This is a genomic window from Paenibacillus sp. FW101-FHT12H11, assembly GCF_058790355.1.
In genome coordinates this window covers 540,045-553,585 of record NZ_JBYTCO010000005.1, presented here as the reverse complement: position 1 = coordinate 553,585, position 13,541 = coordinate 540,045, and the positions used below count along the sequence as shown (strand labels likewise).

General features: G+C 47.1%; 10 protein-coding genes. 9 read left to right on the top strand and 1 reads right to left on the bottom strand.

Going from position 1 to position 13,541, the window contains the following annotated elements; genetic code table 11:
• Positions 1–388 precede the first annotated feature (388 nt).
• The 8 genes from AC3WTJ_RS19335 (at position 389) to AC3WTJ_RS19300 (ending at position 10,071) form a co-directional block, all read left to right on the top strand.
• Complete coding sequence (locus tag AC3WTJ_RS19335) at positions 389–2,152, top strand: ABC transporter ATP-binding protein (RefSeq protein ID WP_492523197.1); 1,764 nt, start codon at positions 389–391, stop codon at positions 2,150–2,152.
• On the top strand, positions 2,149–4,071 hold the full coding sequence (locus AC3WTJ_RS19330; protein WP_492523196.1) for an ABC transporter ATP-binding protein: 1,923 nt from the start codon (positions 2,149–2,151) through the stop codon (positions 4,069–4,071). Before AC3WTJ_RS19335 ends, AC3WTJ_RS19330 begins: the two co-directional genes overlap by 4 nt.
• A 499-nt stretch (positions 4,072–4,570) precedes the next feature.
• Positions 4,571–5,086, top strand: coding sequence for a GNAT family N-acetyltransferase (locus AC3WTJ_RS19325; protein ID WP_492523195.1), 516 nt, complete (start codon positions 4,571–4,573; stop codon positions 5,084–5,086).
• A gap of 18 nt (positions 5,087–5,104) precedes the next feature.
• Positions 5,105–5,776 carry an HAD family hydrolase gene (locus tag AC3WTJ_RS19320; protein WP_492523194.1) on the top strand — a complete coding sequence of 224 codons (672 nt, stop codon included), beginning with the start codon at positions 5,105–5,107 and terminating at the stop codon, positions 5,774–5,776.
• Positions 5,777–5,792: 16 nt separating this feature from the next.
• Positions 5,793–6,215 carry an SRPBCC family protein gene (locus AC3WTJ_RS19315; RefSeq protein ID WP_492523193.1) on the top strand — a complete coding sequence of 141 codons (423 nt, stop codon included), beginning with the start codon at positions 5,793–5,795 and terminating at the stop codon, positions 6,213–6,215.
• Between the two features lie 2 nt (positions 6,216–6,217).
• The gene (locus tag AC3WTJ_RS19310) at positions 6,218–7,012 is read left to right on the top strand and encodes a lipid II flippase Amj family protein (RefSeq protein ID WP_127458303.1); all 795 of its coding nucleotides are present in this window, start codon (positions 6,218–6,220) and stop codon (positions 7,010–7,012) included.
• Positions 7,013–7,095: 83 nt separating this feature from the next.
• Positions 7,096–7,974, top strand: coding sequence for a radical SAM/SPASM domain-containing protein (locus AC3WTJ_RS19305; RefSeq protein WP_127458297.1), 879 nt, complete (start codon positions 7,096–7,098; stop codon positions 7,972–7,974).
• Positions 7,975–8,121: 147 nt separating this feature from the next.
• Positions 8,122–10,071, top strand: a complete 1,950-nt coding sequence (locus AC3WTJ_RS19300) for an ATP-dependent DNA helicase (RefSeq protein ID WP_492523192.1) — start codon at positions 8,122–8,124, stop codon at positions 10,069–10,071.
• A gap of 2 nt (positions 10,072–10,073) precedes the next feature.
• Here AC3WTJ_RS19300 and AC3WTJ_RS19295 read toward each other — a convergent pair whose 3' ends face one another.
• Complete coding sequence (locus AC3WTJ_RS19295) at positions 10,074–11,876, bottom strand: ABC transporter substrate-binding protein (RefSeq protein WP_492523191.1); 1,803 nt, start codon at positions 11,874–11,876, stop codon at positions 10,074–10,076.
• 140 nt (positions 11,877–12,016) lie between these two features.
• On the opposite strand from AC3WTJ_RS19295, the gene AC3WTJ_RS19290 reads away from it, so the two are divergent.
• Positions 12,017–13,534, top strand: a complete 1,518-nt coding sequence (locus tag AC3WTJ_RS19290; protein WP_492523190.1) for a DUF4153 domain-containing protein — start codon at positions 12,017–12,019, stop codon at positions 13,532–13,534.
• The last annotated feature ends 7 nt before the right edge of the window (positions 13,535–13,541 follow it).

Below are 13,541 nucleotides of genomic sequence, written 5' to 3'. Positions count from 1 at the left end.
CCAAGTGTCTCAGAAACGTTGAATGTTTAGTAATGCTGGGTGTATTTAACCATATAAGTTCGCTTCTACTGGATCCTTGTTGGACACATTCCAATGAAAGCATCCATATTAGACTGAATTCGCCCTTTTCATTGGATGAAATCCAATAGAACGGCCATATTCTACGAAATAGCGTCATGAATAAGTGATCTCATTGGATTTCATCCAATGTCCCAACTTGACAGCACATTCTTCCGACCCAACACCAAGGAGTTCTGTTGCAGTTGAAAACGTGCGTTGTCGGTTGCAGTTCAATTTAGTATGATTGAATGTACGATTGGAAGAGGAGGACAATACTTAACGACATGAATGATTAATGTCATTAATAATCACTGGAGGACCTTACATAATGAAGGTAAACCCAAAAAAGAGTAATTCTATGGGGCAATACGCTGAGCTTCTAAGCCGATATTTATTCCCGCAGAAAGGTACACTCGTTTTATTGACGCTGCTTTTATTTGCTTCTATAGGACTGCAGTTAGTCAACCCCCAAATCATCCGTTATTTTATCGATCAGGCCCAAGCCGGTAGTGCCATGCAGCCATTGATCACTGCAGCTGTTTTCTTTATCGGTTTTTCGCTTGTGCAGCAGCTCGTTTCGGTCATCGCAACGTATTACAGCGAAAATGTCGGATGGAAAACAACGAATAAACTACGTGTTGATTTGGCGGCACATTGCTTGTCTCTGGATATGTCCTTTCATAAATCGCATACGTCCGGCTCGCTTATCGAACGTGTAGACGGCGATGTGAATGCGCTTGCGAACTTTTTCTCCTCCATGATTATTCATCTTTTCGGAAACCTGCTTCTGATGGCAGGCATTATTGTGCTATTATTCCGGGAGAATTGGATCATTGGCGCAGGAATGGCTTTTTTCGTCGTCTTTGCCGTTTTTATGATTCAATGGATTCGTAAATTCGCAGTTCCTGTATGGGCAGGATGGCGGCAGGCGAATGCCGAGTTTTACGGTTTTATTGGCGAGCATTTGGAAGGAACGGAGGATATCCGCGCCAATGGGGCAGTAGGATTCGTGATGAATCGTTTTTATACGATGTTAAGAAAAATGCTGCCACTGCGAGTCAAAGCTTTTCTAGGTTTTTGTGCGATGTGGAATATGTCGATATTCGTTTTCGCTTTGGGCAATGCCATGGCTTTTGGAATTAGCGCTTATCTGTGGTATAGCCAGAACATCTCCCTCGGTACAGTTTACTTAATTTTCTTTTATACAGAGCTACTAGCTAAGCCAATTGAGAAAATTCGTACGCAAATGGAGGATTTGCAGAAGGCGGATGCAAGTATTTCCCGAATCCGTGAACTGTTTGCTACGCAATCCGAGATTAACGATGGGCCAGGAGCGCTGCTGCCGAAAGGACCGCTTAGTGTTGAATTCCGCGATGTGACGTTCAGTTATGACGGGGATCATCCTACACTCAAAGGCGTAGAATTGAATTTGAAGCCAGGAGAAGTGTTAGGCTTACTTGGGCGAACCGGCAGCGGCAAGTCAACGATGGCTAGGCTTTTGCTGCGCTTTTATGATCCGCAAAGCGGAGTGATTGCGCTAGGCGGAACGGATATACGCGATTGCACGTTAGCGGAGCTTCGCAAACATGTCGCGCTGGTGACGCAAAATATTGAAATTATGCAGGGGACCATTCGTGATAATTTAACCTTTTATGATAGCTCCATTACGGATAAAGAAATTATCGATGTGCTCACGGAGCTTGGACTCGGCTCATGGTATGAGTCAATGCCTGAAGGACTGGATACGATGTTAGCCTCCGGAGGAGGCAGTTTATCAGCGGGAGAAGCGCAATTGCTAGCCTTCGCACGGGTGTTTTTAACGAAACCGGGGCTTGTCATTATGGATGAAGCATCCTCGAGGCTAGACCCTCTGACCGAGCAACGCATTGAAAAAGCCGTATCCAAACTGTTGACCGAACGTTCCTGTATTATGATCGCGCACCGATTAGCTACCGTACAGCGCGCGGATCATATCCTCATTTTGGATAATGGTCATGTGATGGAAACAGGTAGAAGAGAGCAGTTAGCCGCAGACCCTAGTTCCCGATTCAGCCAATTGCTTGCGACAGGGCTAGAGGAGGTGCTGGTATGACTACGTTCCAGTATTTATGGCGGCTTATTATGTACCGTCCTGGGCGTTATTTTATTAATGCAATTGCTTGGACAATAATTTACTTGGCGCCGATCGTACCAGGTTTGATTACGAAACAATTTTTCGACTCTTTGACAGGGAATTCCATGCTGGGCTATGGCGTCTGGGGCTTGATCGCACTGCTCATTGCTGCGGCTCTAGGACGTATATGCCTCATTATTATTGGGTTTATAACGGATGTTCATTTCCGGTTTCGGATGGGGATGCTGTTGAGACGAAATTTGCTTGAGCATGTTTTGAAGCAGCCTGGGGCACAAGCGATTCCGGTTTCCCCGGGGGAAGCGATTAGTCATTTCCGTGACGATGTAGATCAATCGGAAGAGGCGGTAAGTTGGTCTGTTGATGTCTTTGGTTTGACTTGTTTTGCCATTGTGTCCGGTTATATTCTGATACGTATTGATGCTCAAATGACGATGCTTGTGTTTCTGCCGATTGTGCTTGTCATTACGGCTGCGCAGCTGGCGACGGTTCGCCTGCAGAAATACCGCGCGGCCAGCAGAGAAGCGACTTCCAAAGTGACTGGGGAAATCAGCGAAATGTTCGGTAACGTGCAAGCTATCCAAGTGGCGGGAGCCGAGGATCGCGTCATTGAGCGTTTCCGCAGCTTTGGCGACAATCGCCGAAAAGCGATGCTCAAAGACCGTCTCATGACGGAGCTTCTGGATTCCGTTTTTTCCAATTCCGTAAACTTGGGTACTGGTCTTATTCTTCTGCTAGCTGGTACAAAAATGAGAGCTGGCACCTTTACCGTCGGGGACTTTGCGCTGTTCGTCTACTATTTGACCTTCGTGACGCAATTTATTACGAATGTGGGGAAATTCATTACGTATTTTAAGCAGATGAGCGTGTCGCTGGAACGGTTAACGTTTCTACTGCAAGGAGCTTCGGCGAAGGTTCTGACGATGGTTAATTCGCTGCATTTGAAGCCGGGCAGAGCGGAGAAAAGCGAAGATAGAGGGAAGCAGAGAGAGGGTGTGGCGCTTGGGGACAAGCGCGTAGAGAGGCAGAGCGAGCGTGAAACGCCCGGGGGCGCGAGTGGTGAGAAGCAGAACGAGAGTGCAGTGCTCTGGAGCAAAAGCGATGAGAAGCAGAACGGGAATGCATTGCTAGAGAGCGGAGCTGCGCTGCAGCGGCTTGATGTGAATGGATTGAGCTATGCCTATGCCGATACCGGCAGGGGCATCTCGGACATTCACTTCAGCTTGCGAAGAGGATCGTTCACCGTTGTAACGGGAGCGATCGGCTCTGGCAAAACCACGCTGGTGCGTTCCCTCCTTGGGCTTCTGCCCAAAGGGAAAGGGACGATCGCGTGGAACGGAGTGCCCGTCGAAGACCCGGGCACCTTCTTCACCCCGCCGCGGAGCGCCTACACCGCGCAAGTGCCGCGGTTGTACAGCGATACGCTGCGCAACAATATTTTGCTCGGGCAAGCGGAGCAAAGTGACAGCTTGCCCCAGGCGCTGCACGCGGCGGTGCTGGAGTACGACGTCGCGCAGCTGCCCGGCGGGCTGGACACCGTCATCGGCCCGCGCGGAGTGAAACTCTCCGGCGGCCAGGCGCAGCGGACGGCCGCAGCGCGCATGCTCGTGCGCGACGCCGAGCTGTACGTCTTCGACGACCTGTCGAGCGCGCTCGACGTGGAGACCGAACAGAAGCTCTGGGAGCGGATGTTCCAGCGTCGCAGCGATGCGACCTGTCTGGTCGTCTCGCACCGCAAAACGGCGTTGACGCGCGCCGATCACATCATTGTGATGAAGGAGGGGCGCATCGAAGCCGAAGGTACGTCGGAGGAGCTGCTGCAGCGCAGTACGACGTTCCGAGAACTTTGGTACGGGGATGAGCGGCAATCAGAGGGATGATTTGAAAAGGGAGCCTTGGGGCTCTCTTTTTTATTGATGATTGTTAAATAGCAGGATCATTTCCATCTATTGGCTTATGAGCATCAGAAATGAACAAATTAGCATCACATTTTCCAGTAAAATTTATGGGAAAGGTAAGGAGTGATGGGATTGGTATGAGGATGGATGAAAGAAAGGGCGTCCGGCATCAAATTCGGAGTCATCCGTTGCATTTTATACAACATAACAGCGTGTTCTGATCGCGAATGATGCCTCTCGTTGCAATATATACAATCATTTGTTGCGAAAAGATGTGATGTAAGCGGTTTAACGCGTAATTCGTTGTACAAAGTACAATATAGAGGCGTGTTGAGGCCTAAGAGTGCCAATTGGTTGTACATAGTACAACATAGGATGCTTTTACAATCGCAAGCAACCTCGTTTAGCTATTTTTTTACAAACATTTAAAGGGAAATCCTAATAGATAAACGAATATTTGATTTTGAGGGGAGGTTCGATCATGAGAATCAGATCAGAAGAAATGAAAGATCATCAAGCGGTCTATCAGTTGAATGTGGAGGCTTTTGGACATAGAGAAGATGAAGCTCAACTGGTTGAGCGTATCCGGGCTTCCCAGGGTTTTATACCGGAATTGTCGATTGTGGCGGAGATGAATCATCAGATTGTTGGTCATATTTTGCTAAGTAAAGCCCGTGTAGTGGATGAGGACAAAGAACACGAGGTCATCGCATTAGCGCCAATTGCCGTGAAGCCGGACTTTCAAAAACAAGGCGTAGGCGCACAACTTATCCTGGAAGGCATCCGGAAAACGAAAGATTTCGGATACGGCGCTATATTCCTGATTGGTCACCCCAGCTATTATCAAAAATTCGGATTTGTACCTGCTAGGACACTTGGATTTGAGTTAAAGCAGTTTCAGGTGCCAAATGAAGTGTTTATGGTATGTGAGATCATAGAAGGTTATCTAAAGGATTGGAGCGGAGAGCTCCGATATCCAGATTCTTTTTTTAGCTAGAAAGGTGTGAGGGCTCCCGTGTTAAAAGCCATTATTTTTGATCTTGACGGAACGCTGCTGGATCGAGATACATCTTTGAAAGCTTTTGTTGAAAATCAGCACCAACGGATGGTTGAGCTTCAGCACATAGATAAATCCGTTTATGTAAAAAGGTTTGTGACCCTAGATCAGAGAGGTTACGTATGGAAAGATAAAGTGTATCAGCAGCTCATACATGAATTCGAACTTGCTTTACAGTGGGAGGACCTGCTAGAGGATTACATGCATCACTTCAGTTTGCACTGTGTTGGGTTTCCGAATCTTCATGAACTTTTGACCTACTTGAAAAAAAGCGGTTTTAAGCTTGGCCTGATTACCAATGGTTACGGAACTTTCCAGATGAAAAATATAGAAGCGTTAAGGATTTTGACTTATTTTGATACGATATTGGTATCCGAAATAGAAGGGCTGCGCAAGCCGGATCCTGAGATTTTTCATAGAGCGTTAGATCGATTGGGAGCACAGCCTGGTGAAGCAGCTTATGTCGGTGATCATCCCGAAAATGATGTTTGGGCTAGCCGAAGAGCGGGCATGAGAGGAATATGGAAAGAAGACAGCCATTTCGCAGGTGATTTTGAGCGAGAATATACGATTAGGGATTTGATAGAGCTGAAGGAATATGTGGAACAGTTGCAAGCTGGATTGAAATAGCGAAGGGGGAAAGCTAATGAATTCAGAGAATATGGTAGGACTTACGGCGGCTGCAGGCTTTCAGATTGGTGTCAGAAGGACGATTACTTTAAGCCAAGAGAAGGTATGGGAACTATTGACTTCGCCGCAAGGCCGCAAGCTTTGGTTAGGGGAGACTCCGACGATCCTTTTCGAAAAAGGGCACACATTCTGCACAAAAGAAGGAATTAACGGGGTTCTTCGTGTGGTCAAACCTAATGAACAGCTTAGGCTCTCTTGGCAGCCTGCGAGTTGGGCGGAAGCATCAACGTTGCAAATTCGGCTGCTGCCCGCCGCTTCTCCCGGTAGAACGACGATTAGTTTTCATCAAGAAAAACTCGAGAGCATGCAGCGCAGAGAGGAAATGAAGGTGCGTTGGGAGGCCGTGCTGAACCGGCTGATGGAGTTAAAGATCAAATGACGATGACGAATACACTCATTTTGGTATTCATATTAACGATGATCATTCATACCGCTGAAACGTTATCCTATTCCATACGATTTGCCGGGGTGAAGGTGAACAAGCTGGCTGTAGCGCTTTCGCTAGTTGGTATCGTCGTGCTCGTTTCCCGTACAGCCAATTTAATTCAAGCGCCCATGACGGCAAATTTCGTCGACTATGCCAAGGCTGTACCCACGTTTGATTTAGAAAGATACTTGCGAATTTCTTTGTTCGCATCGTCCATAGGCACGCTTATCGCGATTGCTTTATTTCCTTCTTTTATCAACCTCAGTGTACGGGTTATTGCCCGTTTGGAAGTGGCAGGCTCTATCCCGAAACTCATTTCAAGCGTGAAGATAGAACAGTTGAAGAACACCAAAAATTACTTGAAAAAACCAAAGTTCAAGCTTAGCCAGTTCCGGTATTTAGGCGTGTCCAAAAGATTTTTAGTCATTAATATCCTGGTAACTGCTTTCTATTCTGTGGGGGTGCTGTCCTCTTTGTATGCGGCGCATTTGTTACCTCAGTATGCAACGACGGCCTCCCAGGCATCAGGTCTCATCAACGGGATCGCCACGATCCTGCTTACCATTTTCATCGATCCACAGTTAGGGCTCATTACCGATAAAGCGCTACAGGACGAGTCACAACGCAGTCAGCTGGGCAAAATTTATGCACTGCTCATGACATCCCGTTTTCTAGGCACTTTGTTGGCGCAAGTCTTTCTTATCCCTTCGGCCTATTTTATCGGATGGATTGTGAAATGGATTTTCTAATTCTTTCAATTCCTTTCTTTCAGGAGAGCAGCTTGTTATAATAGCTATTATCATAGTAGCGCAGCTAGAAACGGAGCCATGGCATGAAGAAGTTTAAAAAGTTTTATATTGAGATTACAAGTGTATGCAACCTGGCTTGTACGTTTTGCCCGCAAACGAAGCGGCAGGCTAATTTCATTAAGATAGATACGTTTACGAACATTCTTGATCAAATCAAGCCGCATACGGATCACATTTATTTGCATGTCAAAGGAGAACCTTTGCTGCATCCCAAGATTGACGAACTGCTTGATTTGAGCCATGAGAAAGGCTTTAAAGTCAATATTACGACCAACGGAACGTTGATTAATAAAAACAGGCATAAGCTGCTGGACAAACCGGCCCTTCGCCAAATGAATTTCTCTTTGCACAGTTTTGACGGCCACGAAGGCTCGGAGGATAAAGAAGGCTATGTGATGAGCATCTTACGATTCGCCAAGGAAATTGTAGCAAAGTCTAATGTCATTATCTCTTTCCGGTTGTGGAACTTAACAATGGATAATCAAACGAATCAGGAGCGGCAGCGGAATCGTGAAGTATTGGAAATGCTGGAGAGAGAGTTTGAGCTGGATTACAAAATTGACGAGGAATTTGTGCGTGGAAGCGGTGTGAAACTCGCAGAACGTGTATATCTGAACCAAGATCATGAGTTTCAATGGCCGGATTTGAAAGCGCAAGAGATTGAAGGTCCAGGCTTCTGCCATGCCCTGCGGAATCAAGCAGGCATCCTGGTTGACGGTACGGTAATTCCTTGCTGTCTCGATGGGGAAGGCGTTATCAATTTGGGAAATATCAACCATACGCCGTTTTCGGAGATTGTTGAAGGGGAGCGGGCGAACCGTTTGTTCGAAGGCTTTTCCAGGCGGGAAGTCGTAGAAGAATTATGCCGCAAATGCGGATATCGGGAACGTTTCAGCATGTAAAATGAAGTTGATCACAGATGGGAAGCTTCTTCATCTCCACGGTTAAAGCGGAGTGAATGAAGCTTTTTTCTATCTTTCTTTGCTTTTGTATCTAGTTAGTGAGATAATACAAGTTTGATTAGATTTCTATTTTTGGGGGCTTGTAACGTGGGACGGTATCCATTCGATTATGATCATTCACAGCCATTCATGCAGCAGGTGTCTGACTGGATTGCTGATTTATTCTATGAAGTTTTACCCGAATCAGGCTTTGAAGTGCGCGATGAGCAGATCTACATGGCGTTCCAACTGGAGCGGGCTTTTGCGGAGAAACAGACTATTTTTGCAGAAGCCGGTGTAGGAACAGGGAAAACGCTTGTTTACTTGTTATATGCGATTTGTTATTCGAGACTCGCGAACAAACCGGCCATCATCGCGTGTGCGGACGAATCATTAATTGAGCAATTGGTAAAGCCAGGCGGCGATATTGATAAATTAATGCGGCACTTGGATCTCGTCATTGATGCGCGGCTTGCCAAATCACCTGATCAGTATCTGTGTCTTCAGAAGCTGGATGAAGCCCGATTTGGACACGAAGATATAAGCTTATACCGAGATCTGCATGCCGGTTTGCCTGACTTTGTCCATACGCGTGAGGCTCTGCAATCCTTTTATGCATACGGAGATCGGAAAGACTACCCAAATTTGAACGATGTGCAGTGGGAACGTGTCAGTTGGGATGCTTATCAGGATTGTTTCGTCTGCGATAAACGGCACCGCTGCGGTCAAACCTTATCCCGAGAGTCGTACCGGAAATCCGCTGATCTCATTATTTGTTCTCATGATTTTTATATGGAACACGTTTGGACGTATGAGGGGCGGAAACGGGAAGGTCAGTTGCCTCTATTGCCGGAGCATTGCGCGGTTGTTTTCGATGAAGGACATTTGATGGAGTCGGCTGCGCAGAAAGCTTTGACGTACAAATTAAAGCATACGGTTTTTGAAGAATTGGTAGTCCGGTTGTTAAAAGGGGAAGTACGCGAGACGTTAGCCGTCTGTATTGACCAGGCGATTGAGCAAAGCGAATACATGTTCGAAGTGCTGGAAAGCTGCTGCCGACCAATCCCGGGCTCGGACCGTAAACAGATTGTGATGAATGATCAATTGCTGCGTGAGATTCACCGATTGTGTGATATTTTATCACAGATTGAAGAAGAGCTTGTCTTCGAGAGCGAAATGTTCACTTTGAATGATTATCAGCTCAAAATTGTCGAAGAGCATTTGGAAATGATGCAGAAGGCGCTGGCGTTATTCCGTCATGATCAAGCTTTCATCTGTTGGGCAACGGAAAGTATTACGGGATTAAGCTTAGTGGTCATGCCAAGAACAGTGAAAGAAGTGCTTAGAGAGCAAGTGTTTTCAGCTAAAATGCCAATCGTTTTCTCCTCGGCTACGTTATCCGTAGAGGGAACGTTTGATTATGTGGCGGATAGCTTGGGATTGGACAAGTATTTATCGTTCTCCGTGGACTCGCCGTATGATTATGCAGAACGTATGGAAGTGCTCGCACCCAAATGGGCTTCTGGCGGCACTTTCCGGGAAAAAATGGAAGCAGCCGTCGAGCTGTTGCAAAGAACGGAGGGCCGGGCGCTAATTCTATTCCCGACCCACGAAGAGCTTCGACGGTTTAAGCAAGAGATTTTGAAGCGGAGCGAATGTGAGAAGCTGCGTTTTCTATTTGAAGGCGATCAAGAAATCAGCCATCTGATCGCGTCTTTCCAAGGCGACGAGCATAGCGTGCTTGCTGCGGTAAGTTTATGGGAAGGACTTGATGTGCCAGGACCTTCACTGTCGAATGTGATGATTTGGGCGCTTCCGTTCCCACCGCAAGACCCTGTGTTTATGGCCAAACGGGAAGCAGCCGCGAATGCTTATGAGGAAGTGGACATTCCCTACATGTTGTTAAGACTGAGACAGGGGATCGGCCGCTTGATCCGTACGCGGGAAGATAGCGGAATTATCGCGATCTTTAGCGAGGAAATGCACACGAACGAAACGCTTCGTGAACATATTGAACGTGTGCTGCCTGCTGGCGTAGCATTGAAATATAGTTTATAGGGTTACGTGAACCAAATGTCGCGAAATCGCACCCACCCGAGGGAATCGAACGAAATGCCGCGAATCGACGGGTGGTAAGCGGTTTTGAGATGTTTCCGATATAGAAAAAGCAAGCTGTAACGCTGCTTGAGCTGTGTTTCTAACTGCTCGAGCAGCGTTTTTCTGCGTATCGGGTCGATTTCATTACGCAGCAGCTGCAAGCTGTCATCAAGCAAGCGCTGTACCTCAAGCGCCGCATGCTGCTGCATGCTTTTGTACATATCGTAAAGCCGCAGTTCGCGGTGCTCGTCTATCATAATGGCGAAAAGAACAAGATCAGCCGACATGCGCAGTTCGCCATTGAATTGCTCGGCAGGAATAAGCATGATTTGGAGCTTGATGCCGGATAAAGCGTACATGTTCTGCAATAGAAGCGCATCCTGCTCGTATTGCGGAATCGTAGCAAGCGTTAGCGTCTCCCCTGGATAACCGGCAGAGTGAAGCAGCTGCTCAAAGGTTGTTGATGGCGATGGATAAGGCAAGGGAGCAGGGGGTTCTTCTTGTACCTCTGTCGCTAGATTCGGGAAGAAAGAGTTTGCTTCTTCTATGACATCCCCGGATAGCTGCTCTAATAAGTAAGCTCGATCTAAGGCCAGACTGAGAGCTTGGCGAATCCGTGGATTTCGTAAGGGACCTACTTTTTTCTCATTCACGGTCATGAATTTGGTTGTCATGCCCGATTGCCGCACCTGCTGCCAGCGCTGAGCATCCATGTCCGAAATTCGTACATTATGCATGACTTGGAAAGGCTGCTTCTGAGTAGAGTCAGACAAATGTTCATTCTCTGGCAGCGTCCACACCTCGACACGATCCAAAAAGCCCCGGCCTTGAAAATAGGCAGGAAATGCCTCCAGAATCCAAATGCCGTGCTCATGTCCCGCCAATCGAAAAGGACCTGTCCCGACAGGGTTCGTGCCCATCCAACCGCCGGCTGCATCACACACATCTTCTGGAACAATCGCAGCACGATTCGTGCTCAAAAAACCCAGAAACAATTCGTTGCGTTCTACTAATCGGATAACTACGGTCGTCTCATTTGGGCAGACGATCTCCTTGATTCCCGCATAGGCCCAACTGTACAACCCGCGTGGCGCTAGGCGCTGAAGCCTCTCGAGCGCATACTTGACGTCACTTGCGGACATTTCACGTCCATGGTGAAAGCGGACTCCTTTTCGGAGGTAAAACGTCCAAACGGTTCTTGTTTCATCAACCTCCCATGCATGCGCCAGATGAGGCACGATGTGCTCACCCTTCGAATCCATGAGGACGAGTCCATCGAAGAGCTGATTCACCAGATGGGATTCTCCGGCGTAGTGGATGGCAGCGGGATCTAACGCATGAATGGTTTGAGTCAGAGGAAAGCGCAGAACGTCCGACCGACGATCACCCTGAAGCTCGGAACGAAACCCGAATTGACCAGATAACCAATCTTGGAACTGCTCTCGTAAGTGAGAAGAATGTTCGGTCGATTGCAGCAGCTCAAGTGCAGATTGCAAATCTTGCTTTTCCACGAGCTGTTTCGCTTCTTCCAAAAGCAATTGTTCTTTGCGCATATGAAAAATGAGGGTCGAGCGATTGCCGCGGCCCTTTTTGGGCTGCCAGGTGAGCCACTGTTCTTGCTGCATTCGCTTAAGAAGAAGCACCATATTGCGATGCGTGCAATCCAACTGTGCAGCAAGCTCTTCGAGCGTTGTCTCAAGAGGAGACTCTTCCTGAAGCTGTGGAAAGGCATGTCGAAGTGTCAAATAATGCTTGCGAATTTTCATTAAGTGCCTCCGTCATAAAATATGAAATAACTAAAAATAAACTTACACTTTTTGTTCTTGTTTTAAAGGTTACAATAAAAGGCAGGAATTATCAATTCCTTGCAATTCTATTCCGCTGTGACTAAAGGAGAGAAAGTTCAATGAGAGATCCAGCTCCATGGCAAAGAAAATATAGCTACATGTTAGCGTACGCTTGTTTATTCGGACTGCTGGTACAATATTTATTTATTGGCCGCCCAGCGGGCATTTCTGTTTTTTTAAGCGTTGCCGGCTTCTATGGACTTTATTTTTATTCAATAAAAGGCCGATTAGGCGGATTCGAGCCGTGGAAAGGGCAGAGTACAGCAGGATGGCTGCTTATGGTGCCGGTCGGCTTGTTGGCGTTGACCTATGGCTTGTTCGCAAACAACTTTTTTCATCTGCTAAATATGATCGCCCTGCCGCTTTGTATCGTGATGCAAACGGTCGTATTGTCAAGGAACAGCAAACATGCGTGGTACCATGCCACATTTCTGCAAGACATGGTTAGGCATGTTATCAGCAGCCCGATTACATATCTTCCTGTGCCATTCGGGATGTTGAAAGCATGGCTGCCAGGCGGAGGGAACCGTAAAGATTCGACTTGGGGAAAAGTCGTAAAAGTTTTGGCTGGTCTGCTGCTGGCAGCACCAATCCTGTTTATCGTCACCCTGTTGTTAGCATCAGCTGACCAGATATTCTTTTCCTGGATCGCGGAGATTCCAACATGGTTCAGCGGCTTGTCCATAGGGGGAAGTGTAGGACGAATCCTTCTTGCGGTCGTGATTACCCTTTACACTTTTTGTTACATGTGGGGACTGCTTTTCCCAAAAGTTATCGAAGCATCGCACCCATTCGACAATCAGAAAGATGAAACAGCTGCGGCTACAGAAGTCATCGTCCGGAGCAAAGCGCAGCTTGACCCAATTACAGCAGGAACGCTGCTTATATGTGTGAATGTTGTTTATGTGCTATTTGCGATTATCCAGTTTTCCTATTTATTCGGGGCTGCAGATGGCCTGCTGCCATCCGGTGTGGCGTATGCGGAATATGCGCGCAGAGGCTTCGCCGAGCTGGTTGTTGTTGCACTGATTAATGTATCGCTGCTATTCCCTGGTTTACATTGGATACGTTCAAGCAATCCATTGGGAGAAAAAATCCGAAAAGTGCTGCTTACTCTGCTGGTAACCTGCACGATTGTCATGCTAATCTCCGCTTATGGAAGGCTTTCGCTCTATGAAGAAGCTTATGGCTTTACACAAACGAGACTGCTTGTGCATGGGTTTATGATCTTCCTTGGCATTTTGTTTATCCTAGCTTTTTTCCGGATTTGGATAGAACAGATGTCGATGTCCAGAGCCTACATAACGACGGCCATACTTGCCTATTTGGTGATGAACTACATGAATCTCGACCACCGGATTGCCATTAACAACATGGAGCGTTACGAAAAAACAGGTGTCATCGATCTTGATTATTTGGGAAGACTTTCTACCGACGTGGTTCCCGCTTTGAAGGAACTGAAGGTTAAACATCCCGAACTAAGTTCTGTTCAACAAACCATAGATCGTGTGATGAGTGATCAAAAGAACAAAACTTGGCCATCCTGGAATCTATCCAGCTATCGTGCGAACAGGTAGGAAAATC